Below are 25,675 nucleotides of genomic sequence, written 5' to 3' on the forward strand. Positions count from 1 at the left end.
GGGTGGAGTTCGGGCGTCATGCTGCTGGGATGCGTGCGTTGATTCCCGACTACCTGACCGAGGTCCTCGGAGCCTGCGGTTCCGACACCAGCGGTGCCGTGGCCGACTACATTCCCGAGTTGGCTGGCGTCGACCCCGATCGCCTGGGCGTGGTCCTGGCGACGGTGGACGGCGCGGTCTACGGCGCGGGTGACGCGGACGACTGCTTCACCATCCAGTCGATCTCGAAGCCCTTCGTCTACGCCCTCGCGTTGGCCGACCGTGGACTGGCCGCGGTCCTGGAGAAGGTCGATGTGGAACCGTCGGGCGAGGCGTTCAACGAGCTGTCTCTGGAGAAGGCGTCCGGGCGACCGCTCAATCCGATGATCAACGCCGGCGCCATCGTCACCCACACATTGGTCGGTGGCGACTGTTCGCTCGCCGAGCGCAGTGACCGGATCCTGGCGGGTCTGTCCGCCTTCGCCGGTCGGCCCTTGGAGGTCGATGAGGCGGCGTACCAGTCCGAGAAGATGACCGCGTTCCGCAACTACGCCATCGCTAACATGCTGCGCAGCCGCGACTCCATCAGCGAGGACCCCAAGGACGTGGTGGCCGCCTACACGCGGCAGTGCTCGATCCGGGTCACGAGCCGGGACCTGGCCCTGATGACGGCGACCCTGGCCAACGGTGGGGTGCACCCGCTGACCGAGGAGCAGGTCGTGGACCGTTGGGTGGTGCGGCAGGTGCTCAGCGTGATGGCGACCTGTGGCATGTACGACTCGGCCGGTGACTGGATATCCACGGTCGGTATCCCGGCCAAGAGCGGGGTGTCCGGGGGCATCATCGGCGCCCTCCCGGGGCAGCTCGGGATCGCCGCCTTCTCCCCCCGCCTGGACCAACACGGAAGCAGCGTCCGCGGGGTCGAGGTGTGTCGACGCCTGTCCGAGGACATGGGGATGCACATGATGGATCCGCCGCAGCCTGCCCGGTCGGCCATCCGTCGGATGCGCTCGGGTGAACACGCCGACGGTGGGGCGGCGACGATCTACTCGCTGCTCGGCTCGCTGCAGTTCGCCGGCGCCGAGCGGTTCGCCCGGGACCTCGCCGAGGCGGAGGGCCTGGCCCACGAGGTGGTGCTGGACCTGAGCCGCGTGCACAGCGTCAACGAAGTTGCGCGGCGGATGCTGCTCGAGATGATCCTGCGGTTGACCCAGGACGGTCACCACGTGACCGTCGCGGACCCCGAGCACGTGTTGCCCGAACCCGACTGTGGAGCCGGGGTGCGGCCCGCCGTGGTGCAGAGCGTCGACGAGGTCGCCTCACTGGACTGAGCCGTCCGCGCCGCCTGTCAGCTTTCGGGCAGCTCGGCGTAGGCCTTCTTGGTCGCGGAGTACCACCCCATCGACTTCTTGGGGTGCCGCCAGCGGCCCTTCATCTCCTTGTGCGCTGCCTCGTGGGCGCTGTCATCGGCGGCCACGGCCTCCTTGAGGTGGCGGTCCTGCGCCTTGATGATCTCGTCGGCGGAGTCTCCGCGCAGTTTCAGGTCGCAGGGGCCTCCGAGGTCGCGGCAGGTCATGGTCTTCATGGGTTCTCTTCTCTTTGGCGAGTGGTGATGGTCAGGGTCGGGTCGTGTCCGTACGACGCCCGATCAGGGCCAGGACTGCGGGGTCGGCCCGGAAGTCGATGCGTGCGACCACACCGTCAGTGACGGTGAAGTCGAAGGCGACCCTGGGTTCTCCACGGTGGAACCACGCCGCACCGGGTCGATCCGCGATGGTCACGGGCAGGGCGGCTGCTGCCGCCCCGTTGAAGAAGGTCGCCACCTCGCGCTGCCCCCTGATCTCGGCGGGTGTGCCGACCAGAACCGCGGCCGGATCGCCGACGATGACCGCGTCCGGGGCGAGCAGTTCCAGAAGGCGGGTGAAGTCACCCTCTCGGGCAGCGGCCAGGAAGGCGTCCACCACCGCTGACGAAGCCGCGCTGTTCTCGTCCGGCGGCAGCCGCACCTTCGCCCGCGCTCTGGACGCGAGCTTGCGTGCTGCCTCCGGGGACGTGTCGAGGACGCTGGCGATGGTGTCGAAATCGACACCGAAACTGTCGTGGAGCACGAACGCCACCCGTTCCCGGGGGTTGAGTCGGTCCAGCACAAGGTGCAGCGCCGCTCCCACGGCCTCGGCGAGGAGGACGTCCTCGACGGGGTCCGGGCTCAGGTCGACCGAGTCGCCCGGGCCGACCTCGTCGACCGCAGCAGCGGGAACCGGTGTCCGCTTGCGAAGCCGATCCAGGCACAGACGGGAGGTCACCGTGGTCAGCCAGGCCGGTAGCTCCTCGATCGAAGCATCGGTTCTGTCCAGCCGGAGCCACGCCTGCTGCACGATGTCCTCGGCCTCGATGGGGTCGCCCAGGATGCGGGCGGCGAGCCCCCGCAAGCGTGGTCGTTCGGCTTCGAAGGCCGCGGTCTGATCCACCGTCCTACTCCCAACTGGCTCGTCGTCTTCTAGGAGTGACGCACTACCGGTGCTGGTTGTGACCGGAGTCCTCTGGACGCCCTCCCCGACGGCCAGCGTGATCGAGGTGTCAGTTGATGCGATGAGCGGTGCGGTCGCACAGAGGCAACCAGTCGTCGTCGGGTTTCCACTCCCACGACACCTCCTGGGTTCGGCCGTCCTCACTGAATCGAAAGGTCGCTCGCTCGTGCTCGCCGGTCAGCGTCCATTCATTGCCATCCAGCGTCAGGGTGTAGTCACGGGCGAAGCCGTGATTCTCCACCGAGCGCAGGAAGTAGCGCCCGGCGTCGGCGTCCCAGCCCATCAGGCTCAACGTGTCGAACGGCCCATCCGCCCGCTCCTCCTGGACGACGAAGTAGTTGCCTGAGTGCCAGCGCGCCGAGTGAACGCTTCGCCACGGCGCTTGTCCGGCGTGGGGGTTTGCCATCGACTGGTCCTCCCCGCCGTACGAGGTGCCTTCGGCGTGCCAGTCCCCCAGAAAGACGGACAGCTTCTCGTGCGGCCCATGCGGGGTCGCGTCAGGAATGGTCATCGAGTCCTCCTCTGCGATTCGTAACGGGCTAGACCGTTTCACGATTCGGATCGCATCGAAAGGCCTCAACCCAAACTCTCAAGTGCGGTCGTGGGCGTGAACGCCTCCGCATATTGAAGGGTCGGACCTGAGTATCTGTACCGATTCGCTGCGGCCACGCTTCGCCGACGATAGAGACATGACACAGACCCTGGGCGCCCCCTCGATCGGCTTCATGGAAATCTTCGTCACACACGTGGACGTGATGTTCGCATGAGCACGCTGCATGAGCGCCCCGCCACCGCCGACATCAACACGCGCCCCGTCACCTGGCTGGCCTCCTTCGCCCTCCTGGGTGCACTCGCGCTCCTCGGACTCGCGGCCTTCTTCACCTACATGACCGCCACCTATGTCCCGGAACCCGGCGGGGACGAGAGCCTGGCCGGTCTCGGATACGTCATGGCGGTCATCGTGGCCGTGCCCGGCGTCTTTGCCGCCCTTCTGGCAGGATTGGGTCTGTTCCTGCGGGTCCGGGCACCTCGCGCGGCCCTTACGCTGGCCGTCTTCGCCTTCGGGTCCATCGCGCTCATCGCCCTCGGCGGCTCGTTCCTGTTCCTGCCTACCCTCTCCATGTGAGCACACCCCAACGGCCCCTTGCCACTGGCCGTCGAAATCAAGGAACGCCCGGCGGATAATTCAAACTCAGATTCGCCGATCGTCGCATCGGGCCCGCCTCAGTGGGCCATATCCACGAAGCGTGAGTAGTGCCCCTGGAAGGCCACGGTGATGTCGCGCGTCGCGCCGTTACGGTGCTTGGCCACGATCAGGTCCGCCTCACCGGGGCGGGTGGACTCCTTCTCGTAGGCGTCGTCGCGATGGAGCAGGATGACCATGTCCGCGTCTTGTTCCAGGCTGTTGTGGGCGGCGATCCCCTCGACGACGAAGTTGTGGGTGCCCATCACCGTCGCGTCGTAGACGGGCTCTTCTCCGGCAGGCTCGACGGAGGCCACCGCGTCCCAGAACACGTCGTTGGTCGCCAGGATTTCCAGGTCGGCGTCGTCGAGGACGGCGGCCACCTTGGCGAGCCGTTGCCGGCTAGGAGAGTGCTTCCACATGGTCGAGCCACAGAACTGGGTGCCCATCGCTGTGGCGAACTTTCGGTGCGTCATGTCCTGCTCGGACAGAACGGTCCGGACCTTGCCCCACACCTCCTGAGGGATCGTGTCCACGTTCGTGTTGGGTACGACGTCGCGCAGGTGCTTCGCGAGAACCCTCGCCTTCTCCCCGCGAGCCCCGTGCACGCCGATTTCGTCGAGAAACCGGAGCTGGTTCTCCACGCCGTAAATACAGAGATGGAAGCCGTCGCGGTAACCCTCCTTGCGCACGCGCTTGATCCGAGTGAACACGTTGTGGCGAAGGAGGAGACGCGCCAGGTCGTCGACGAGGCGCCGACTGGTCGAGGCGTAGTAGACACGGCCGATGCGACGCTTCTCGTCGTAGCCGACCGACCCGTCGGTGGCCCAGATGTGGCGTACGAACAGAGCGACCTGATCCTTGGGCAGAGCGAACACCCAGTCTGGAACGAACTTCTCGTGGCTTCGCAGACCGAACAGCGAACTTTCGTCCAGCCAGGCGGCGATCGGATTGCGGCGTCCGTGAGTCAGGTGAAACGGCGCCGGCAGACGCAGCGTGGTGACCCGCGCGGCGGGGTAGTCGTCACGCTTCGGGGTGATCCCGAAACGACGGGAAGCGGCCTCACCGACCGCGGACAGGTTGGCGTCGTCCACGCTGGCGTAGCGGATCGGCTGACGCTTCACGAACGACCCGTCGCCGAGCATGTGGGCGAGCAGCACGATCTCGTCGTCGTTGCCGCGCACCGTCTCCAGCGGCGGCGGCACGTGCCGGACGGAGCCGATGCGAGACCCGACGGGGAGCTCGGACAACGGCATCCAGCCCTCGTGCGTCAGAAACTTGTGGTTCGCGGTCGCACGGATGCGTCGCCCCGAGGTCAGGGTCAGATCGAAGACCGGCTTGGTCCCCGACGGGAACGCGTGGGTGAGAGTTCTGGGCACCAACTTCAGCCGGTCGTCCAAGGACCACACCGGGACATCTTTGGCACCGGACTCCATCAGTTCACCGAGCGTGATCTCGGCGTTGGTGTCGGCGCGCATCAGTCGGGTGTCGGCACTGAGACAGCCGGACTCACGAAGGTCGCTCATCATCGGGCGCTTGTCGCCTCGCTGCTCGGGACCACGGTTCAGTTGCGACAAGGCGATGATCGGGACTTCGAGTTCCTTGGCCAACAGCTTGATCTGCCGGGAGAACTCCGAGACCTCGAGCTGACGGGACTCGACCTTGCGGCCCGAAGTCATCAGCTGCATGTAGTCGATCACGATGAGCTTGAGGTCGTGGCGCTGCTTGAGGCGACGTGCCTTGGCCCGGATCTCCATCATCGTCATGTTCGGGGAGTCGTCGATGAACATGGGAGCCGAGGAGACCTCGCCCATCTTGCGGGCCAGCTTCGCCCAGTCGTCGTCGCTGAGCTTTCCGTTGCGAATGTGGTTCAGCGGGATCCGGCCCTCGGCCGAGAGCAGTCGCATGGTGATCTCGGAGCGCGTCATTTCCAGACTGAAGAAGCAGCTGGTCAGGTTGTTGTGGATCGACGCCGCCCGGCACAGGTCGAGCGCGAGAGTCGATTTCCCCATGGCGGGACGCGCCGCGACGATGATCATCTGACCTGCGTGCAGACCGTTGGTCAGGTCGTCGAGGTCGGCGAAGCCGGTGGGCACGCCGTAGAGCCCCGACTCGCGGTTCCCGATGGCCTCGATCTCGTCGAGGACCTGGTCCATGAAGGCCGACAGGGGGGCGTAGTCCTCCTTCGACTTGCCGTCGGCGATCTGGTAGACCTCCGCCTGCGCTCGGTCGACGATGTCGTCGACGTGACCCTCACCGGCGTACCCGATCTGGGCGATCTTGGTGCCGGCGTCGACGAGACGCCGCAGGATCGCCTTGTCGCGGACGATCTGGGCGTAGAACTCGGCGTTCGCCGCGATCGGGACGTTGGCGGCCAGGGTGTGGAGGTACGGCGCCCCGCCGATCTTCTGGAGCTCACCGCGGCGCTGTAACTCGGCGGCGACCGTGATCATGTCGACCGGTTCCCCGCGGCCGAACAGGTCGATGATCGCGTCATGGATGGTCTCGTGTGAGGGCCGGTAGAAGTCGATCCCCCGCAGCGCCTCGGACACCGTCGCGACGGCGTCCTTCGAGATCAGCATCGAGCCGATCACCGACTGCTCCGCGGCCATGTCCTGCGGCGGGGTCCGATCCCCGGCGGAGCGCGGGGCGTCACCGGGTGCGTAGGCGGCGGGACCGTCGTTCCAGTCCTCGTAGGGGGGTGGCTCGTCGGGGAAGCTCGGTCCGGCGGAGTCGGATTCGGTGACGCTCACGATGACTCCTCGATGGCTGGCTGAGACTGTGAGCGCGACGCTAGGGTCGGCCACCGACAGTGGGACTCACGGCGCGAACCTACGGGTCTCAGCCGCCCCCGGCCACCACCCCATCCACAGGCCCTGTGGATAACCTGGGGATAGCCGTGGACAACACGCGGAGAGGCTGTGCACAGCCTGGGGAGGGACCTGTGGATAAGTATTCAACCAACGCATCCTATGCGTCTCTGACCTGCACGAATGCACGCTGTGGGGGTGTGCACAGAAATGAAATCGAAGGAATCTTGCTGAGCGTCTCACTGCCCGCCCGATGGGTGCCCGTTTGTCGACATAACCCCCTCCGGGGCGGCTATCCACAGGGGAACCCGAGTTATCCACTGGGCGAGACAGTGAAGGAAACCGTTGACCACTGAAGGGCCACCGATGGCGCCCGGTTCCCGCCGCACCCACGATCGGGAGATCCTGCGGCTCGCGGTGCCGGCCTTCTTGGCCCTGGTGGCCGAACCGTTGTTCCTCCTCAGTGACGCCGCCATCGTCGGTCGGCTGGGCACTCCGGAACTAGCCGGCCTGGGTGTCGCTGCGGTCATCCTGCAGACCGCCATCGGGCTGTGCGTGTTTCTCGCCTACGGGACGACCGCCGGCGTCGCTCGACATCTCGGGTCCGGCGACACTCCGCGGGCGCTGGCCCTCGGCGTCGACGGGATCTGGCTGGCGGTCATCATCGGGAGCGTCGTCACCGCCCTGGGTGTCGTCTTCTCCGACTCACTCATCGGGCTCTTCGGAGCCGGAGCCGAGGTCTCCGCCCGCGCGGATGAGTACCTGCGCATCGCCTTCCTCGGCACCGTCCCGCTCTTGGTGATGTTGGCCGCGACCGGCGTGCTGCGTGGACTCCAGGACACGCGCACCCCACTGATCGTCGCCGTGGCGGGAAACGCGCTGAACGTGGTGCTCAACATCGTGCTCGTCTACGGCGTCGGGAGCTTCAACGGCTGGGGGATCGCCGGCTCCGCGGTCGGTTCGGTGATCGCCCAGGCAGCCTCGGCAGTGGCGTTGGTCGTCGTCGTGATCGCGGCGGCCCGACGCGAGCACGCGCCGCTGGGGCCCGACCTTGCCGGGATCCGAGCAGCGGCCCGATCGGGGGTCGCGCTCTTCGTCCGCACCCTGACCCTGCGCGCGGCCATCCTCGCGACGGCGTACGCCGTGACACGGCAGGCCGTCCCACCGGACGGTGCGGCGCAGATCGCCGCGCACCAGTTGGCGATGACGATCTGGGGCTTCCTCGCGTTCGTCCTCGACGCGATCGCCATCGCCGCCCAGGCCATTACCGGGCGCTATCTCGGGGCTGGGGACAGCGTCTCGGCCCGCGCGGTCACCAGGCGGATGACCCAGTGGGGTCTGGGCGCCGGTGTGGTGACCGGGCTGATGCTGGCCGCCTCCGGGCCCTTCCTCGGACCACTGTTCACCACCGACTCCCAGGTCCTCGACCTGTTGGTGCCGGTGCTCCTCGTGGCGGCGATCGCCCAACCGGTCGCTGGCATCGTCTTCGTTCTCGACGGCGTCCTGATCGGAGCCGGCGACGGAACGTTTCTCGCCTGGGCCGGCGCCGCCGTACTGGTCGTCTACACTCCCGTCGTACTGATCGTCAGCACCCGCGACGCGGGCTTGGTCGGGGTGTGGATCGTGTTCGTCGGCGTGTTCATGGGCGGCCGATTCCTGACCCTCGTGGGCCGGGAGCGCACCGGTCGGTGGATGGTCCTGGGCGCGGCCGCCCCGTCTTCTAGGGTGGATCCATGACCAGACGGCGCGAACCATGAAGCCGTTGCAGGCGGTGGCCATGGGCTTCGTCTTCCTGGTCCTCTACGCCCGTCTCGGGGGCTACGACCTCTACCCCGACCCCCTCGGCTGGCTCCTCGTGCTCTACGGCCTGAGTGGTCTGCCGTCCGGGATGCCCCAGCGCAACGCCTTGTGGACACTCGGCATCCTGGCCGCCCTGATCTCGATCCCGCTGTGGACCGGGCCGGTCTCCAACGCTCTCAGCGACGCCGACCCGTCGCTGGCCTGGGCCAGCGAACTGCCCCGGCTGGGCTTCATCGGCCTACTCTGCTGGGCGCTGAGTGCTGCTGCCCGCGAGGCCGGCGACAAGCGGGAGGCGACCCGATTGCAACTGGTGGTCACCGGGGCCACCGTGAGCGCCGTACTCCCGGTCCTGGTCTTCGGAGCCGGCCTCTCCTCCCTGACCGGGATCGCCGAGTTGGCCGCGCTGGCCACCCTGGTCGGCCTGATCGTCCTGTGCTTCTCCTACGCCGGGCGCGAGTGGGCAGGGGCGCCCCCTCCCCCCACCGAGCAATCGCCGCGGAGTTAGTTACTGACCGTCGTTACTACTACCGGACCGTTGTAACAGTCCGGTAGTAGTAACGACGGTCAGTAACAAGGCAAATGCACGAAGCCGCCCCACCGGAAGGTGGGACGGCTTCTGTGGTGCTACAGGCGTGCTGAGGTCAGCCGGGGATGACGTTCAGGGCCACGCGGGCCGTGACGTCTTCGTGCAGCTTGACCGACACCGTGTGGGCGCCGAGCGACTTGATCGGCTGCGCCACGATGATCGTGCGCTTGTCGACCTTCTCGCCGGAAACCTCACCGATCGCCGAGGCGATCTCGCTGACGGAGACCGAACCGAACAGACGTCCGCCGGGGCCGGCGGCCACGGTCACGTCGACCGGGGCGCCTTCCAGCTTGGTCTTGACCTCGGCAGCGTGCTCGATGTCGCGCACCGAGCGGGACGCCCGGGCAGCCTTGATCGACTCGATCTGCTTCTGGCCACCGCGGCTCCAGCGCAGGCCGAGGCCCCGCGGGATGAGGTAGTTACGGCCGTAGCCGTCCTTGACCTCGACCACGTCGCCGGGAGCACCGAGACCGTCGACCTCTTGCGTCAAAATGAGCTTCATCGTCTTCTCAGCTCCTCTCAGCGTCCGGTGGACGTGTAGGGCAGCAAGGCGACTTCACGCGCGTTCTTGACTGCGATGGCAACGTCGCGCTGGTGCTGCACGCAGTTGCCGGTGACCCTCCGGGCGCGGATCTTGCCGCGGTCGGAGATGAACTTCCGGAGCAGGGTGGTGTCTTTGTAATCGACACCAGTCGCCTTCTCCTTGCAGAACTGGCAAACCTTCTTCTTGGGCTTGCGAATCACTGCCTTAGCCATTGTGGTGCTCTCCTTCTATAGAGCCCGGCCGAAGCCGGAATGGTGTGCGAGTGGTCGATGGATATGTGGAGCTGGATCAGAACGGGGGCTCATCCGAGCTGACGCCCGGAGTGGACCACGGGTCGTTGGCCGGTTGGCCTCCGCCGCCTTGGTCCGAGCCGCCCTGACGGGGAGCCGACGTGGCCCACGGGTCGTCGTTGGAGGCACTCTGGCCACCACCGCCGCCCGAGTAGCCGCCGCCTTGGTTGCCGCCTTGACCGCCACCCTGGCCGCCACCGGAGTAGCCGCCACCGCCGCCGCCGGACCGTCCTGCACGAGCAACCTTGGCGGTCGCCCACTTCAGGGACGGGCCGATCTCGTCGACGTCGACTTCGAAGGACGTCCGCTTCTCACCCTCGCGGGTCTCCCACGTGCGTGCCCTCATGCGGCCGTTGACGATGACGCGTGCACCCTTCTGCAGCGACTCGGCGACGTTCTCCGCCGACTGCCGCCAGACCGAACAGCGCAGGAACATGGCTTCGCCATCTTCCCACTCGTTGGTCTGCTTGTTCAGAGTGCGCGGCGTCGAGGCCACGGTGAAGTTGGCTACGGCCGCCCCCGAAGGGGTGAACCGCAGCTCGGGGTCATCGGTGAGGTTGCCCACCACCGTGATGACGGTTTCGCCTGCCATTTCAGGCCTCCCTGTCTGGATCCGTGTCGTGCTGATGTCGTGCGATGTCGAGGCCCATCAAAGCGCGGGGCACCGACAAGGGAAAGCGTCTATCCACAGGTGCCCGCGAACGGGCCCCACTCACGTGAGTGAACGGGCTCCGGGACGGATCACCTTGGTACGGATCACAGACTCGTTCAGCGTGAGCTGGCGGTCGAACTCCTTGACCGTGGCCGGCTCGCACTTCAGGGTCAGGACGGCGTAGATGCCTTCGTGACCCTTGTTGATCTCGTAGGCCAAACGACGGCGTCCCCACACGTCGACCTTCTCGACGGTTCCACCATCCTTACGGATGACGTTGAGGTACTTGTCGAGCGACGGCTCGATCGTTCGTTCTTCAAGGCTGGGGTCGAGGATGACCATGACTTCATATGGGCGCAAAGCGGTCTCCACCTCCTCTGGACTCGGCGGCCACGGTCTCTCCGTGGCAGGAGGGCTTCACATCGTCTATGCGGATCGACCCAATCGGTGGGCTCGCGCGAAAGACATCACACAGTAACAGCGCACACCGGCGGCGAAGCAATTCGCGCTCGGGCACGGAGCGGCCCACAACCGGGCTTCCGCCGGGCGAGGGGGTGAAGCGCGCCGAAACGGGTACCGTCCGATAATCCGCCGCGTACCTCGGGTGACGCGGCCCGTTGAACCGGAGGCAATCTCGTGGATTCGCAGATCATCATCGTGGTGGCCGTGGCTGCCGTCATCATCCTGGTCCTGCTGGCGGTGGGCGTCGCCCTGCTCGCCACCCGTCGGAAGCGGGTCGAGAGCGATCGGCTCCAGGCCGCCGAACTGCGGTCGGAGGCCGTGGCGAACACCGGCGGACTGCAACAGGCAGAGCAGCAGGTCCGCGTGGCCGACCATGAGGCCGAGGGTCGCCGCCTGGAGGCGGAGAAGGCCGAGGCCAAAGCCGCCGAGGCGCGCCGCGTGCACGCGGCCGAAGAGGCGTCCATCGAGGACCAGGTACGCCGCGCCGACCGCGTCGACCCCGACGTGAACCACCGCGCCAAGGACTACACCCCCCAGAACCCGGCGACGTCCGACGGTCACAGCCCCGACCACCGGGCCCCTGCGGGCGAGAGGGTCCCCACCCACGCCGACACGACTCACCCGACCGACAGCGTGGTGAACGCCGACGGCACCATCACCTACCCCGACGGGAGCATCCGCAATCACGACGGATCCACGGTCGATCCCGGCGCCTGAGCAGCCCGTGAGCCGTGCTCCTACAGTGAGGTCATGAGCGACCTCCACTCCACCGACCTGTCCATCGGAGCCCACGTCGACCAGGTCGATCCGCTTGCGGAGGCGGCCGCCCGCAAGGCCCCACTGGTCCAGTTCTTCCTCGGAGACCCGCAGAGCTACAAGGGTCCCGTGATCGAGTACGCCGGAGGCCCCGACGCGTTGAAGGCCGATGCGCACGAAGCCGGGGTCGATCTCTACGTCCATGCGCCCTACCTGATCAACGTGGCCACGACGAACAACCGGATCCGGATCCCCAGCCGCAAGCTGCTCCAGCAACACATGGACGCCGCCGCCTCGATCGGCGCCAAGGGTCTGATCGTTCACGGCGGTCACGTCAACAAGGCCGACGACCCCGAGAAGGGCTTCGACAACTGGCGCAAGGCCATCGAGGCCATCGATCTGAAGATCCCCCTGCTCATCGAGAACACCGCCGGCGGCGACAACGCGATGACCCGCTACCTCGATCGGATCGGTCGGGTCTGGGACGCGATCTCGGGCGCCGAGGGGTTCGACCAGGTCGGTTTCTGCCTGGACACCTGCCACGCCCACGCCGGCGGCAACGACCTCGAGACCGTGGTGGCCGACGTACGCGCGATCACCGGACGGATCGACCTGGTCCACGCCAACGACAGCCGCGACGAGTTCGACTCGGGCGCCGACCGACACGCCAACTTCGGAGCCGGTCACATCGATCCGGCGCTGCTGGCCTCGGTCATCCGGGACGCAGGGGCACCGGTGATCTGCGAGACCCCCGGTGGGGCCGAGGAACACGTCAGCGACTTCGGTTGGCTGCGCGAACGCCTCTAGGCCGCAGGCGTTAGCCTCGGACTCGTGTTGACCGTCCGTGAGATCTCCGAGTCCGAGCACCTCGCCTACCTCGACACGCAGCCCTCGGCGAGCTTCCTACAGACCCCCGCCTGGGCCCGGGTCAAGAGCGAATGGCGCCGGGAGTCCCTTGGGTGGTTCGACGGTCAGATCATCGTCGGCACCGCCCTGGTCCTCTACCGCCAGTTGCCTCGCGTCAAGCGCTACCTCGCCTACCTGCCCGAGGGGCCGGTGATCGACTGGTCGTGCGACGACCTCGGCGCCTGGCTCACCCCCCTGACCGCGCACCTGAAGAAGCAGGGCGCCTTCGGGGTGCGGATGGGACCGCCGGTGGTGACCCGCCGCTGGACCGCGGCGCAGGTCAAGGAGGGGATTGCCGACGATGCCGTCGCCCGCCTGGGCCAGATCGCCCCCGACACCCGCGAGCCCCTGGGGGCCCGGGTGATCGCGCAGCTGAGCGAACTCCGGTGGCGCGAGCAGGTCACCGAGGGAGGTTTCGCCGCCGGCCAGCCGAAGTACGTCTTCCAGGTCCCCCTCGCCGACCAGGACGGGCCCCTTTCCGAGGAGCAGATTCTCAAGGGGATGAACCAGCAGTGGCGACGCAACATCAAGAAGTCGGCCAAGCACGGAGTCGAGGTCTCGACCGGCTCGACCACCGATGAGGACGACCTCAAGGCATTCCACGACCTCTACGTCCACACCGCGAAGCGCGACCACTTCACCCCCCGGCCGCTGGGTTACTTCCGCACCATGGTCGAGGCCCTGAGCGGGGAGAGCCCCGACCGGATCAAGCTGTTCTTCGCCCGGCACGAGGGCGATCTGGTGGCGGCCACGATCGCGATCCGTGTCGGCACGCACGCGTGGTACTCCTACGGCGCCTCCTCCACCGAGAAGCGTGATGTGCGCGGCTCCAACGCCATCCAGTGGGCGATGATGTGCGACGCGCTGGCCGCCGGGGCCACGGTCTACGACCTTCGCGGCATCACCGACACCCTGGACTCAGACGACTCCCACGTCGGCCTCATCCAGTTCAAGGTCGGGACCGGCGGACAGGCGGTCGAGTACGCCGGCGAGTGGGACCTCCCCCTCAACCGGGTTCTCTACAAAGCCTTCGACCTCTACATGAAGCGGCGCTGATCATGAGCCTGACCCTCACCGTCGACGGCGAGCGCTGGCGCGCCCATCTGCGGCGTACCTTCGACGCCACCCCCGGCCTGGCCCCGGTGATCAAAGGCAACGGCTACGGCTTCACCCCCGGCCGGCTGGCCCGCCGCGCGCAGTGGCTGGGCGCCGACACCATCTGTGTCGGAACCTACGACGACCTCGGCGAGGTCGAGACGCGCTTCGAGGGCAGCCTGGTCGTGATGACCCCATGGCGCCCGTACGTCGCCCCCCTCGCCCCAGCCCTGGCCGCACGGGTTATCCACACCGTCAGCCGACCCGAGGACCTCGCCGCCCTGGTGGCCCGCGACCCCCGGGCCCGCTTCGTGCTCGAGCGGATGACCAGCATGCGTCGCCACGGGATGTCGGCCCGCGAGCTCTGGACTATGGGCGATCAGGTCCGCTCCGCGCAGGGCGGTGGGGCCCGCTTCGAGGGGGTCGCCCTCCACCTGCCCCTCCAGCAGGGTTCGCACCTCAGCGAGACCACCCGACTGCTCAACGACGTGGTGGCCGCCGACCTCCCCGGCACCACCGTGTGGGTCAGCCACCTGACCATCGACGAGTTGCGCCAACTGCGCGCGTCCTACCCCGACTACACGCTGCGACCGCGCACCGGCACCGGGCTCTGGCTGGGCGACCGGGGCTCCATGAAGGTCACCTCCACCGTCATCGACGTCCATCACCTCGAGCGAGGAGACGCCTTCGGCTACCGCTCGCGCACCGCGCCCAAGGCGGGACACCTGCTGATCGTCAGCGGCGGCACCGCCCACGGCATCGGCCTGGAAGCCCCCACGGGCGACTCCTCCATCAAGGCACGCGCCGCGACGGTGGCCCGGGGGGGCCTGGACGCGGTCGGCTTCGTCCGCTCACCCTTCTCGATCGACGGCAAGCAGCGCCTGTTCGCCGAACCGCCGCACATGCAGGCCTCGATGCTCTTCCTGCCGACCGGCTCCCGGGTCCCCGAGGTCGGCGAGCGGGTCGACGTACGCGTCCGCTACACCGCCACGGACTTCGACGAGGTCCTCATCGTCGGTTGAGGCGGGCCGGGACGGTCCACCGGATCGAGGTCGGGCCGCAGGACGTCACGGGTCACCACGGTCACCAAATACAACTGTGCCGCGAGGCGCACGATGATCGCCACCCAGTACACGCCGGCGTCGCTTCCGCCCGCGGGGGCGATCGCCCCGCCGAGGTACCACCACACCGCCGCGAAGTAGAAGACCTCGCCGGCCTGCCAGATCAACTGATCACGCCAGCGGGGTCGGGCCAGGATCGCCAGCGGGAGGAGCCAGAGCACGTACTGCGGTGAGTAGACCTTGTTGACGAGCAGGAACCCGGCGACGATCAGGAAGCCGAGTTGGGCCAGCCGCGGGGTGAGGGGTGCGCGCATCCCCACCGCGAAGACGCCCACACACCACAGGGCGAAGAACAACCACGACCCCAGGTTGATCGTGTCGGCCGAGATGTTCAGGGAACCCGCCTGATCGATGACCAACCAGATGGAGCCGAGGTCGGCGGTGCGTTCGGAGTTGAAGGTCCAGAACACCTTCCAGTCCGTCGGGGAGGAGAGGTACGCCGGCGCATTGGCCACCACCCACACCACCACCGCGACCGCGGTCAGCCGGGCGAAGTCCCACATTCGTCGTTGACGCAGGCAGATCACGAGGATCCCACCGAGCAGGAACAGTGGGTAGAGCTTTGTGGCGGTGCCCAACCCGATCAGGATCCCGGTGAGGATCGGCCGGCCCGTGGCCCAGGACCACAGCGCCGCAGCCACCAGCACCACCGGCAACAGGTCCCAGTTGATCATCCCGGTCAGGAGCAGCGCTGGGGAGAGCGCGAAGATCGCCGCATCCCAGGGCCGGCGGGGATTGACCCGGGTCAACAACCAGGCTGAGGCGATCGCCAACAGAGCGAACCCGAGCGCGTTGAGGATGACGAAGATCCGGACCTCGCGTTGCACCGTCAGATCCGCAGCGACCTCGTCGGCAGGTGTGGCGAAGCGAGGCCCCAGGTCCGGGGAACCGTTGACGACGTAGGCCACCTTGGCGGTGGCCCAGGCCCAGTAGGAAATCCCGACGGGGTACTCCATCGCCTCGTACCGCGAGCGGGTGTCCGCATCATCGGTGTACGGGAACGCCTGGTCGGCGAACCCCCGGCCGGTGTAGAGGAACGGCAGGTCGGAGTAACACATGCGGGAGTACGTGACGTCGGGGTCACGCCAGTTGGTGTCGTAGCACGCGTTCTTCTGGAGCATCCCCAGCGCGAAGGTCACCGCCACCAACAGCAGGATCACCCGGGTCGGGGTGAACCAACTGCGCCCGGTCCTGGCGTGCTCCCCCAGGGGACCGCCGATCCCCGCACTCCAGGTCGCGACCACCGAGTCGTCCTGGGTGGGGTGAATGCCCTCGCCCACCGCTCCGACTACGGGGTGGCCGACGGCTGTCCGCTGGGTTTGGCGGAGGGTGAGCTCGACGCGGTCGGCGACTGCGAAGGCTGCTGCGTCGGGGTGGGCGTCGGATCCGGGCAACCCAGGAGACCACAGCCGTCTCCGGTCGGGCTGGGGGTGGGAGTCGGGGTCGGCGTCGGCGTCGGGGTCGGCTTCGGAGTCTTGGTCGGCGTCTGCGACTCCGAGGGCTGCTTCGAGGGCTGCTTGGACGGTTGCTTCGTCGGTTGCGGGGCCGGGGCCGGGGCCGGCGCGCTGCCGGTCGTGGGCTCGAAGCCGCTGCTGGGCGGTTCACCGTCGACGTACGCCGGCTCGGGGAACTCCTCCACATCCATGCCCTCGGTGATCCGACCCATCACGGCCAGCCAGGTCGTCAACGGGAAGGCGCTACCGAAGAACTGCGGCAGGTAGCCCTCGAGTTGCTCGTTGCCCTTGCCGCGGACGTACATCACCGCGGTGGAGACCTGTGGGGTGTAGCCCACGAACCAGGCCGAGGAAACGACGGTGTTGCCCTGCTGGTCGGTGGCGGTGGCGGTTCCGGTCTTGGCCGCAACCGGCCGACCGAGCGCCGAGGCCTTCGAGGCCGTCCCGTCGCGCACGTTCTCCTGGAGAGCGAAGGACACGTCGGCGGCGATGTCGGCCGAGACCGCCCGGTTGGTCTTGACCTTGTGGTTGTAGAGGGTCTCGCCGGTGGAGGACTCGACCTTCTCGATGATGAAGGGCTCGGCCTCGACCCCGTTGTTGGCCAGGGTGGCGTATCCGTTGGCCATGTTGATCGGGCTGACCGTCTGGGACCCCAGGGAGACCCCGGTGACGGGCTGGAGGCCGGGCGTCCGGTTGGGGAACCCGAGCTGCTTGGTCGCCTCCTCCGGCGGGATGCCCATCTTGTTGGCCATCTTGATGATCGCCTCGGGACCGTCGTCCATGGCGAGAGTCATGTCGATGAACGCCGTGTTGGCGGACTTCTGAGTCGCGTAGATCATGCTGATCCGCGAGCCGTAGCTGTCGTTGCCCTGGTTCTCCACCTCGGTGCCGTCGGCCAACTCATAGGGCGAGTTGCCATCGAAGGTGTCGCGCAGGGAGAAGCCCTGGTCGATCGCCGCGGCGAGCGCGAAGGCCTTGAACGTGGAACCCGCCTGACCACCGGCGATGGCCCAGTTGATCTGGGACTCCAGGTAGTCCTGGCCGGCGTAGAAGCCCTGAAGGGCACCGGTTCCGGGTTGCACGCTGGCTACCGCGACGTGCAGGTTCTTGTCGCCGAGCCCCTGGCCCTCGGGGCGGGCCTCGTTCACGCCTTCCTCGGCCGCCTTCATGGCGTCCTGGGTGAAGGTGGTGGTGACCTTGAGGCCGTCGCCGTCGATCTCTTCCTCGGAGAAGCCGAGGCGCTGCAGTTCGCTGCGCACCATGGTCAGCATGTGGCCCTTCTGGCCACCGTTGCGGCTGTCGGGCTCGGTCTTGTTGAACTTCGGCAGCTTGCGGATCGCCGTGTCGCGTTCGGCCGAGCTGATGGTCTCCATCTCGACCATGCCATCGAGCACGTTGCCGTAGCGGACCTTCAGCCGTTCGCGCGCCGCCTTGCCGTTCTTGGGGTCAAAGCTGGTGGGGTTGTTCAGGACGCTGGCCAGTACGGCGGACTCGCGCAGGTTCAACTTGCTGGCCGGCTTGCCGAAGAACGTCTGGGCGGCGGCCTCGACGCCGTATGCGCCGCGACCGAAGTAGATGGTGTTGAGGTATCCCTCGAGGACCTGCGACTTCGACTGGGTGCGCTGGACCTTCAGCGACAAGATCGCTTCCTTGACCTTGCGGGTCAGCGAGCGCTCCTGGGTGAGGTAGAGGATCTTGACGTACTGCTGGGTGATCGTGGATGCGCCCTGGGTGCTGCCACCCTTCGCGTTACTGAACGCGGCGCGGATGATGCCCGTAGGGCTTATGCCCGAGTCGGTGTAGAAGGTGCGGTTCTCGATCGCGATGACCGCGTCCTGGAGAGATTGGGGCATCTCCGAGAGCGGGATGGACTCCCGGTTCTGGGTGACGTACTCACCCAGGTCGCTCTCGCCGTCGGCGTAGTAGACCTTCGACGTCTCGGTCAGGAAGTCCTTGTTGGGGTTCGGGATGTCGACCGTCTTGTAGAGGTATAGGAAGGCGACCCCCGCCATCAGCACGACCAGCAACCCAGAGATACCGGTCCACTTCAGGGCCGTGCGGGTACGGCTCTTCCAGGTCTTGGGGGATGACGAGGCCGCTTCCGCGACCTTGCGCTTGCCTGCCATGTGGTCTCCGACGTTCTACGAGGTTCGAGCACTGAGGGTGGGCACGGGGCATGCTCCAGCAGATCAGAGTACGCAACCGGTCCAGACACGCCCACTTCTTCGGGTTGTCGGTTGGATCACCTTTGACGCGCCAGACCCATCGAGAATTCGCAACCAGAAGATATATCGCTACGATAGGTCACATGGCACGTCGCGCAGAGACCATCGAGTTGGCAGTCCTCGGACTGCTACACGAGGGACCCATGCACGGCTACGAGCTGCGCAAACGCCTCAACCTGATGCTCGGATGGAGTCGCGTCCTGTCCTACGGATCGCTCTATCCGGCGCTGAAGAAGATGCTGCGGGGCAACCTCATCGAGGAGTCCGCCACCACCACGGCACCGGTCTCGCGCAGGCCCCGCATCGTCTACCAGGTCACCGAGGCCGGCACCGCCGAGTTCGAGCGACTGATGTCCGAGGTCGGTCCGACGGCCTGGGAGGACGACAACTTCGACATCCGGTTCGCCTTCTTCGGCCGCACCGACATGGAGATCCGCCTCCGCGTCCTCGAAGGGCGCCGGATGCGTCTGCAAGAACGGCTCGATCGGGTCCAGGGCCAACTCTCTCTCACCGAGAAGGAGGTCGACCGCTACTCCGCCGAACTGCAACGCCACGGCCTGGAGTCGGCCGAACGCGAGGTCCAGTGGATCTCGGACCTGATCAACGCTGAACGCAATCTCGGTGCGGCTGGCCCCACCGAGCATCCACACACCTGAACGAAGTCACGAAACAATCCGCCCGCAACGAGCACCCAGCCCAGCGGCAGACAGGAAGGAATCCCTATGGGATCGGTACGAGTAGCAATCGTGGGAGTCGGCAACTGCGCGACGTCCCTGGTCCAGGGCGTCGAGTACTACAAGGACGCCAACCCCGAGGGCGTCGTGCCCGGTCTCATGCACGTGATGTTCGGCGAGTACCACGTCAACGACGTGGAGTTCGTCGCGGCTTTCGACGTAGACGCCAAGAAGGTCGGCTTCGACCTCTCCGAGGCCACGCAGGCCTCCGAGAACAACACCATCAAGATCTGCGACATCCCCCCCACCGGGGTCATCGTCCAGCGCGGCAACACCCTCGACGGGCTCGGCAAGTACTACCGCGAGACCATCGAAGAGGCCGACGGCGAAGCCGTTGACGTCGTTCAGGTCCTCAAGGACACCCAGGCCGACGTCCTGGTCTCCTACCTGCCCGTCGGTTCCGAGCAGGCCGACAAGTTCTACGCCCAGGCCTGCATCGACGCCGGCGTCGCGTTCGTCAACGCGCTGCCCGTCTTCATCGCCTCCGACCCCGTGTGGGCCAAGAAGTTCGAGGACGCCGGTGTCCCGATCGTCGGCGACGACATCAAGTCCCAGATCGGCGCCACCATCACGCACCGCGTGATGGCCAAGCTGTTCGAAGACCGCGGCGTCGTCCTCGACCGCACCTTCCAGCTCAACGTCGGCGGCAACATGGACTTCAAGAACATGTTGGAGCGCGACCGCCTGGAGTCCAAGAAGATCTCCAAGACCCAGGCGGTGACCTCGAACATCGGTCACGACCTCGGCGCCCGCAACGTCCACATCGGACCCTCGGACTACGTCCCGTGGCTCGACGACCGCAAGTGGGCCTACGTCCGCATGGAGGGTCGCGCGTTCGGTGACGTCCCCCTCAACATGGAGTACAAGCTCGAGGTCTGGGACTCCCCGAACTCGGCCGGCATCATCATCGACGCGATCCGCGCCGCGAAGATCGCCATGGACCGCGGCCTCGGTGGCCCGATCATCAGCGCCTCGTCCTACCTGATGAAGTCCCCGCCGGTGCAGCTGCCTGACGACGAGGGCCGCCGCCGCGTCGAGGCCTTCATCGCTGGCGAGGAGTAGCAGCGAACCCAGGCCTCACCTGTTCGCCCTAGGCGAGTCACGCTGCGGATCCGAGCCAGCAATACAGATCGCTGGCGAGGAGTAGCAGCGAACCCAGGCCACGTGACTCACCCAGCGTGAGTCTTGAAGCCTGAATTGAGATCTACCAACGTGGTGGATTCGACGCACTTCGGTGCGTCGGGTCCACCACGTTCTCGTTGGTGAGACGTCGGTGGAAGCGGTGACGCTCCGGTAAATCGTCAGACAAGACGTAACCCGAGGGCGGAAGGCGTCGTTGAGCAGGAGTCTGACTGCTCGATACTCCCTCTTCGTAAGGATTTCGATGACGCCCTCTCGGCTGTCTGTCCGCGCCCGAACACTCGCGGTCTCCACGCTTCTGATCACCGGGGTCGCGCTGACCCCCCTCACCCTTCCGGCCCAGGCAGCCGAGCCGACACCGAGTGGTGCCTCGAGCATCGGCGTGAAGGCCCTCTCCGTGACCTTCGACGGCCAGGACACCTCGGTACGCCGAGGTGACCAGATCAAGGCTTCCGGCACGGTGAGCACGGTCAAGCCGGCCGCCGTCGCGACGATCGGGGACGGCGTACCCGCCGAGTTCACCCTGGCCGTCACCGACGCCAGCGGCAAGGTGCTGGGCACCCAGGACATCACCGCCGCGGCGGACGGGTCCTTCTCGACCACGATCCCCGGGTCGGTCTCCCGGGCCCTGCCCGAGAACGGCGGGGCCCAGACCCTGGCCCTGCGCGCGATCGAGGCGTCGTACGACGACTTCTCCGCCCAGGACGCCGGCGCCGGTGCCGTCGTGGTCCGAGCCGCCACCTCCGGTCTCGAGATCGAGAACAGCTTCGTCTCTTCCGTGGGGTGGGTGAAGCCGGGCGAGTCCTACCCCTCGACGGTCATCGTCACCAACCCGACCGACGCCGCCATCACCGGCGCCACCGTGCAGGTCAGTGCCCCGACCGGCAGCACCTTCGTCAGCGCCAACGCTCCGGGCACGGCCACCGTGGCCAGTCCGACCTCGGTGACCTGGACCCTCCCCTCGGTCCCCGCCGCCAATGGCCTGACCCCGGGCCGCGTGGCCATGGTGCTCGACAGCAAGGCCGCCAAGGTCAGCGAACTCGCCACGATCGTCTGGCGTGACCTGTCGACCACCGCGACCCTGACCTCGGGCGGCACCGACACCGTGACGAGCCACGGACCGAAGGTCATCCCGCCCGCAGAGTCCTACGACGCGGCCCGCTACGGCGACCGCCCCTTCCCGGTCGTGCCGGTCAACTACACCGACCGCACGTACGTCGATGGCCACGACGGCGGCGACCTCGAGCGCATCATCAACGACCCCGCCTTCGAGGGCTCGACCTTCAACCTCTTCCAGGAGATGTCTCTGGGGCAGCTCTTCCCCAACGGCACCGTCCCCTCGCTGGGGCAGGCCACGGCCGATTTCTCCTACGAACCCGGCTTCGACTTCACCAACTTCGTCCCCGGCGGCACCTGCCCCGCGGGCGTCACCCTGGCCGACGTGCCCGGCTCCATCCCGAACCCGATCAACTACCCCGAGCGCATCACCGGCGGGGTCTACAACCTGCCCGGTAACACCAGCTACTACGGAGCCGACGCCAACGGTTCGGCCCTGGTCGGAGCCCTGGGTGGTGTGGCCGCGCTGCAGCAGATCGACTCCGGCTGCGGACCCACCGGCAAGCTCGTCTTCGACACCGCCGCCATCGCCGACCCGGAGATCGACTACTCCGACTTCGACACCGACAAGGACGGCGTCGTCGACTTCTTCATGGTCGTCTACGCCGGCTGCGGCGGCAACGGTGCCTCGCAACTGGGCGCCTGCTCCGACGCCCCAGGCGACACCGCGCCGTACGACAACATCTGGCCGCACAGCTCCTCGCTGGAGTTCACCTACACCGACGAGACCACCGGCCAGACCGGGTACGTCTCCGACGACCAGCTCAAGGACCTCGAGGGTCGCAAGTTGTTCTACACCGACGCCAAGCGTCGTGACATGACCACCGAGGTCACCGAGTTCCCCGTCTTCGTGCGGGTCGGCCCCTACAACGTGAATCCCGAGACGGCCATCGACGCCGCGTCGGTGATCAGCCACGAGTACGGCCACTCGCTGGGTCTGCCGGACTTCTACTCCACCGGCGGCCGCGACACCTACGGCGACTGGAACCTGATGGCGACCGACAAGTCGCAGAACATGGACGCCTTCGCTCGTCAGGAGCTCGGTTGGGTGGTCCCGCAGGTGCTCGCCCCCTCGGCGACGACCAACGCCAAGGCGATGACCGACTCCAAGGAGAACACCGGGACCATCACCTGGGAGCGCCCCGACGGGACGCCGTACACCCTGACCGACGGAGCGGACGGCAAGGTCAACAACTCCTTGATGTACGCCGCCAAGTTGCCCGGTCGTCAACTGATCAAGCCCGAGAAGTTCGACACCGGTGACAAGGCGTCCAAGACCCACGCCTGGTTCTCCGGGTCCGGCAACGACTTCGGCTGCGCCACGGACGGTGGGGGGCACAACCTCGACTTCGCCATCCCCGCGGCCAAGAACCTGCCGGCCGGTTCGACGATCCAGCTCGACTTCAAGTCCCTGTGGGACATCGAGTGGGACTACGACTACGGCTTCGTACTCACCTCCACCGACGGTGGGGAGGAGTTCACCTCGAACGCCTCCGAGAACGGCTACACCACCTCGCTGGCCGGGATCCCCGGCAACGCCAACCAGAACGGGTGCTTCGGCGCCTACGACAACGGTCTGACCGGCACCAGCGGTTCGTACGACGCCGGCACCGAGGCCGTGGATCGCGTCGCGGGCAACACCCCCGAGTCGCTCTTCCTCTCCGACACCTACGACGTCTCCGAGCTCGTCGGCGCCGACATCCCGGTGCTGCGGTTCAGCTACTCCACCGACCCGGGCCTGGCCCGTCCCGGCTGGTTCATCGACGACGTCTCGGTCACCGCGACCACGCCGTCGGGCGAGAAGATCCTGCTCGACACCGACTTCGAGACCTCCGGTGGTCCCGACGACCCGTTCGTCTTCAACGGTGGCTGCAAGGCCGACAACCCCGGTGGACGCTGCACCAAGGGCTGGAACTACGTGGCCGCCGGGTCCGAGGCCGACTTCGACCACGCCTACTACCTCGAGATGCGCGACCGCTCCGGTTTCGACCTCGACGGCAAGGGCCAGATCGACGGCCGCGGCGACATCGGCTGGGAGGCGGGGCTCTACCTCTCCTACACCGACGAGGCACACGGGTACGGCAACGCCGGCACCGACGACCCGCCGGCCCAGTCCCCGCTGGACTCCACCCCCACCCCGGGGAGCGCGAGCCCGAACCTGAACGACGCGGCCTTCACCGCCGCGGCGGGACGCAAGTCGTTCAGTGACGCCGGCGAGGGTCACACGGACAATTACAACGACCCCGCCGAGGGCACCACCGACCCGGCGTACCCGAATGTCGCGAACCCGTGGCGCTTCCGCTACGACTGCCTCGACTTCACCGTCGACTCCATGAGCGGCAACGCCAACGGTCCGGCCACCTCCAACGGCGACCTCACCGGCGACGTCACCTTCGTCACCGGCGCCGGTTGTAAGGCCTTCGACGCCGGCTACGAGCCGGAGGCCGAGGAGCCCAACACGGCGCCGACGGCCAAGGCCAAGGCCACCCCGACCACCGTGGAGACCGGGGTCGACGTAACCCTCTCCGCCGTGGGCAGCACCGATACCGAGACGCCCAACGATCTCGACTACAGCTGGAACTTCGGCGACGGTGACCCCGTCAAGGACGCCACCGGTCGCGACGCCACCGCGTCGTACGCCACGGCTGGCACCTACACCGCGACCGTGACGGTGACCGACCCCGATGGTCTCAACGACTCCGCGTCGGTGGAGGTCACCGTCGTGGAGCCCACCGCGGGCAACACCGCTCCGACGGCGGCGGCGACCGCCACCCCGAGTTCGGTCACGATCAACGAGGACGTCGCCCTCTCGGGGGCCGACAGTACCGACGTCCAGACGCCGGGCTCGTTGACCTATGACTGGGACTTCGGGGACGGTGGAGACGCCTCCGACGCCAGCGGCCGGGACGTGACCACGTCGTACGCCACTCCGGGCACTTACACGGCCACCGTCACGGTGACCGACCCCGGCGGCCTGTCCGACACCGACTCGGTGGAAATCAAGGTGACGGCCACGCCCACGACCGAGGACACGACGCCTCCGCGGGTGAAGGTCACCCTGAGCACCAAACGCACCTTCACCGGCGAGACCGTCACGCTGTCCAGCCTCGGCACCACCGACGACACCAGTGATCCGAGGGACCTGACCTACGCCTGGAACCTCAACGACGGCGGATCCTCGGTGGACTCCACCGCGGCGGCCTTCAACACGAAGTTCCGTCAGGCGGGTCGCCAGCGGATCACGCTGACCGTGACCGATGAGGCCGGCAACTCCACCACGGTGCGCAAGCGCCTGAAGGTGCTGCGCTACGTCACCTGCAACTCCGGTCGCGTCGACCGCGACGGCTCCTGGCGCAAGCTGCGCAACAAGCAGGCCCGACGCACCGTCTTCTGCGACACCCAGGGCAGGGGCCGCGGCCAGGACGTGTTGACCATGAACTTCAGGGGCAACTACCTGATGATGGTGCGGGCCAAGGCCAAGAACGGCGGCCAGGCCACCGTGTTCATCGACGGCAAGCGGGTTCGCAGCCTGTCGATGAAGAAGCAGGGTGGTGGCTTGACGTTCAACAAGCGGTCCGCGTTCCGCGGCTTCGGCGGCGGCAACCACACGGTCCGGGTCGTGATCAGCGGCGGTCAGGGCTTCATCGAGGGGTTCGTGGTCAACCAGTAGGACCCTCCCCACGACGTACGACGCCCGCCCGGGTCATCCCGGGCGGGCGTTGTCTGTGTTCGGGGAGAGCGGGGGGCGTGCCTAGGAGGCGGTGCCGCTCTCGACCTCGGCCTTGATCCGGTCGAGGGTCTGCTTCATCCCGTCGCTGAGCTCGGCGGTGAACTTGGCCTGCCCGCCGAGGACGACCTTGGTCAGGCCCTTGGAGACCTTCGAGATGCCGTCGGGGGTCTCGCGACGCTGGGTGACCTTGGTGCCGGTCGCGGTCGGCTCGAGCTCGAAGGACCAGATGGTCTTGTTCTCGGCGATCCGGAAGGCGAAGTCGCGGTGCGGCTCGCAGCGCACGACCTTGCCCGTGGTGGGCCAGAACAGCGGGCCGCGGCGGTTGACGTTCGAGAACTTCGCGCCCATCTTGACCTCACCGCCCTTGACCTTGCTGCGCACGACCTGGGGGCTCCACTGAGCCATGCGGGGGACGTCGGTGACCAGCGCCCAGACCTGGGCGGGCTCGGCGGCGATCTCGACGGATTGTTCCAACTGCGGTGACGTGGGTTCGCTCATGGGCGAAGAGTACGACGCGGCGCGCTCGGCTGCGGCGCTGATCAGGGGGCGGGATCTCGATGCCTT

At 67.2% G+C, this 25,675-nt stretch carries 22 protein-coding genes; 11 read left to right on the forward strand and 11 right to left on the reverse strand.

Translation table 11 applies throughout. The annotated features are described in order from the left end of the window. The first annotated feature begins 29 nt into the window (after positions 1 to 29). On the forward strand, positions 30 to 1,310 hold the full coding sequence (locus ACYVLV_RS15280; RefSeq protein WP_460811267.1) for a glutaminase: 1,281 nt from the start codon (positions 30 to 32) through the stop codon (positions 1,308 to 1,310). A 17-nt stretch (positions 1,311 to 1,327) separates the two neighbouring features. On the opposite strand, the gene ACYVLV_RS15285 is transcribed toward ACYVLV_RS15280, so the two are convergent. From ACYVLV_RS15285 to ACYVLV_RS15295, 3 genes are all read right to left on the reverse strand, one after another. After that, positions 1,328 to 1,564: a DUF1059 domain-containing protein gene (locus ACYVLV_RS15285; protein WP_460811269.1), complete on the reverse strand. Its 237-nt coding sequence runs from the start codon at positions 1,562 to 1,564 to the stop codon at positions 1,328 to 1,330. Positions 1,565 to 1,595: 31 nt separating this feature from the next. After that, a complete protein-coding gene (locus ACYVLV_RS15290; protein WP_460811271.1) occupies positions 1,596 to 2,447 on the reverse strand; it encodes a sigma-70 family RNA polymerase sigma factor in 852 nt (283 codons plus the stop codon). A gap of 109 nt (positions 2,448 to 2,556) precedes the next feature. Beyond that, on the reverse strand, positions 2,557 to 3,018 hold the full coding sequence (locus ACYVLV_RS15295) for a hypothetical protein (RefSeq protein ID WP_460811273.1): 462 nt from the start codon (positions 3,016 to 3,018) through the stop codon (positions 2,557 to 2,559). A 252-nt stretch (positions 3,019 to 3,270) separates the two neighbouring features. On the opposite strand from ACYVLV_RS15295, the gene ACYVLV_RS15300 reads away from it, so the two are divergent. Then, positions 3,271 to 3,633 (forward strand): hypothetical protein, encoded by a 363-nt coding sequence (locus ACYVLV_RS15300; protein ID WP_460811275.1) that lies wholly within the window; start codon positions 3,271 to 3,273, stop codon positions 3,631 to 3,633. A gap of 98 nt (positions 3,634 to 3,731) precedes the next feature. On the opposite strand, the gene ACYVLV_RS15305 is transcribed toward ACYVLV_RS15300, so the two are convergent. Further along, on the reverse strand, positions 3,732 to 6,302 hold the full coding sequence (locus ACYVLV_RS15305) for a replicative DNA helicase (RefSeq protein ID WP_460812214.1): 2,571 nt from the start codon (positions 6,300 to 6,302) through the stop codon (positions 3,732 to 3,734). Positions 6,303 to 6,866: 564 nt separating this feature from the next. Between ACYVLV_RS15305 and ACYVLV_RS15310 the strand changes: the two genes are divergently transcribed. Further along, positions 6,867 to 8,237: an MATE family efflux transporter gene (locus tag ACYVLV_RS15310; protein ID WP_460811276.1), complete on the forward strand. Its 1,371-nt coding sequence runs from the start codon at positions 6,867 to 6,869 to the stop codon at positions 8,235 to 8,237. Positions 8,238 to 8,253: 16 nt separating this feature from the next. Continuing rightward, positions 8,254 to 8,805, forward strand: a complete 552-nt coding sequence (locus ACYVLV_RS15315) for a hypothetical protein (protein ID WP_460811277.1) — start codon at positions 8,254 to 8,256, stop codon at positions 8,803 to 8,805. Positions 8,806 to 8,941: 136 nt separating this feature from the next. On the opposite strand, the gene rplI is transcribed toward ACYVLV_RS15315, so the two are convergent. The 4 genes from rplI to rpsF form a co-directional block, all read right to left on the reverse strand. Next, complete coding sequence (rplI, locus tag ACYVLV_RS15320) at positions 8,942 to 9,388, reverse strand: 50S ribosomal protein L9 (protein WP_460811278.1); 447 nt, start codon at positions 9,386 to 9,388, stop codon at positions 8,942 to 8,944. A gap of 17 nt (positions 9,389 to 9,405) precedes the next feature. After that, positions 9,406 to 9,642, reverse strand: coding sequence for a 30S ribosomal protein S18 (rpsR, locus tag ACYVLV_RS15325; protein WP_017933521.1), 237 nt, complete (start codon positions 9,640 to 9,642; stop codon positions 9,406 to 9,408). A gap of 76 nt (positions 9,643 to 9,718) precedes the next feature. Next, complete coding sequence (locus ACYVLV_RS15330) at positions 9,719 to 10,312, reverse strand: single-stranded DNA-binding protein (protein WP_460811279.1); 594 nt, start codon at positions 10,310 to 10,312, stop codon at positions 9,719 to 9,721. Positions 10,313 to 10,432: 120 nt separating this feature from the next. After that, positions 10,433 to 10,732: a 30S ribosomal protein S6 gene (gene rpsF / locus ACYVLV_RS15335; protein ID WP_460811280.1), complete on the reverse strand. Its 300-nt coding sequence runs from the start codon at positions 10,730 to 10,732 to the stop codon at positions 10,433 to 10,435. A 276-nt stretch (positions 10,733 to 11,008) separates the two neighbouring features. Here rpsF and ACYVLV_RS15340 point away from each other — a divergent pair, with 276 nt between their 5' ends. Genes ACYVLV_RS15340 through ACYVLV_RS15355 form a run of 4 tightly spaced genes read left to right on the forward strand, consistent with a single transcriptional unit; the run spans position 11,009 to position 14,613 of the window. Further along, positions 11,009 to 11,551 carry a hypothetical protein gene (locus ACYVLV_RS15340; protein WP_460811281.1) on the forward strand — a complete coding sequence of 181 codons (543 nt, stop codon included), beginning with the start codon at positions 11,009 to 11,011 and terminating at the stop codon, positions 11,549 to 11,551. A gap of 33 nt (positions 11,552 to 11,584) precedes the next feature. Beyond that, the gene (locus ACYVLV_RS15345; RefSeq protein ID WP_460811282.1) at positions 11,585 to 12,397 is read left to right on the forward strand and encodes a deoxyribonuclease IV; all 813 of its coding nucleotides are present in this window, start codon (positions 11,585 to 11,587) and stop codon (positions 12,395 to 12,397) included. Positions 12,398 to 12,424: 27 nt separating this feature from the next. Further along, the gene (locus ACYVLV_RS15350; RefSeq protein ID WP_460812218.1) at positions 12,425 to 13,552 is read left to right on the forward strand and encodes a lipid II:glycine glycyltransferase FemX; all 1,128 of its coding nucleotides are present in this window, start codon (positions 12,425 to 12,427) and stop codon (positions 13,550 to 13,552) included. Between the two features lie 2 nt (positions 13,553 to 13,554). Next, positions 13,555 to 14,613, forward strand: coding sequence for an alanine racemase (locus ACYVLV_RS15355; RefSeq protein WP_460811283.1), 1,059 nt, complete (start codon positions 13,555 to 13,557; stop codon positions 14,611 to 14,613). On the opposite strand, the gene ACYVLV_RS15360 is transcribed toward ACYVLV_RS15355, so the two are convergent. Next, positions 14,571 to 16,106: a glycosyltransferase family 87 protein gene (locus ACYVLV_RS15360; RefSeq protein ID WP_460811284.1), complete on the reverse strand. Its 1,536-nt coding sequence runs from the start codon at positions 16,104 to 16,106 to the stop codon at positions 14,571 to 14,573. The genes ACYVLV_RS15355 and ACYVLV_RS15360 overlap by 43 nt on opposite strands. Further along, on the reverse strand, positions 16,001 to 18,292 hold the full coding sequence (locus ACYVLV_RS15365) for a transglycosylase domain-containing protein (protein ID WP_460811285.1): 2,292 nt from the start codon (positions 18,290 to 18,292) through the stop codon (positions 16,001 to 16,003). Before ACYVLV_RS15365 ends, ACYVLV_RS15360 begins: the two co-directional genes overlap by 106 nt. A gap of 182 nt (positions 18,293 to 18,474) precedes the next feature. On the opposite strand from ACYVLV_RS15365, the gene ACYVLV_RS15370 reads away from it, so the two are divergent. The 3 genes from ACYVLV_RS15370 (at position 18,475) to ACYVLV_RS15380 (ending at position 25,051) form a co-directional block, all read left to right on the forward strand. Continuing rightward, positions 18,475 to 19,047, forward strand: a complete 573-nt coding sequence (locus ACYVLV_RS15370) for a PadR family transcriptional regulator (RefSeq protein ID WP_460811286.1) — start codon at positions 18,475 to 18,477, stop codon at positions 19,045 to 19,047. 66 nt (positions 19,048 to 19,113) lie between these two features. Then, a complete protein-coding gene (locus tag ACYVLV_RS15375; protein ID WP_460811287.1) occupies positions 19,114 to 20,187 on the forward strand; it encodes an inositol-3-phosphate synthase in 1,074 nt (357 codons plus the stop codon). A 322-nt stretch (positions 20,188 to 20,509) separates the two neighbouring features. Next, positions 20,510 to 25,051 (forward strand): PKD domain-containing protein, encoded by a 4,542-nt coding sequence (locus ACYVLV_RS15380; protein ID WP_460811288.1) that lies wholly within the window; start codon positions 20,510 to 20,512, stop codon positions 25,049 to 25,051. An 81-nt stretch (positions 25,052 to 25,132) separates the two neighbouring features. On the opposite strand, the gene ACYVLV_RS15385 is transcribed toward ACYVLV_RS15380, so the two are convergent. Continuing rightward, positions 25,133 to 25,609: an SRPBCC family protein gene (locus tag ACYVLV_RS15385; protein WP_460811289.1), complete on the reverse strand. Its 477-nt coding sequence runs from the start codon at positions 25,607 to 25,609 to the stop codon at positions 25,133 to 25,135. Positions 25,610 to 25,675 lie beyond the last annotated feature (66 nt).

The sequence above is a fragment of the Nocardioides salsibiostraticola genome (assembly GCF_054783655.1).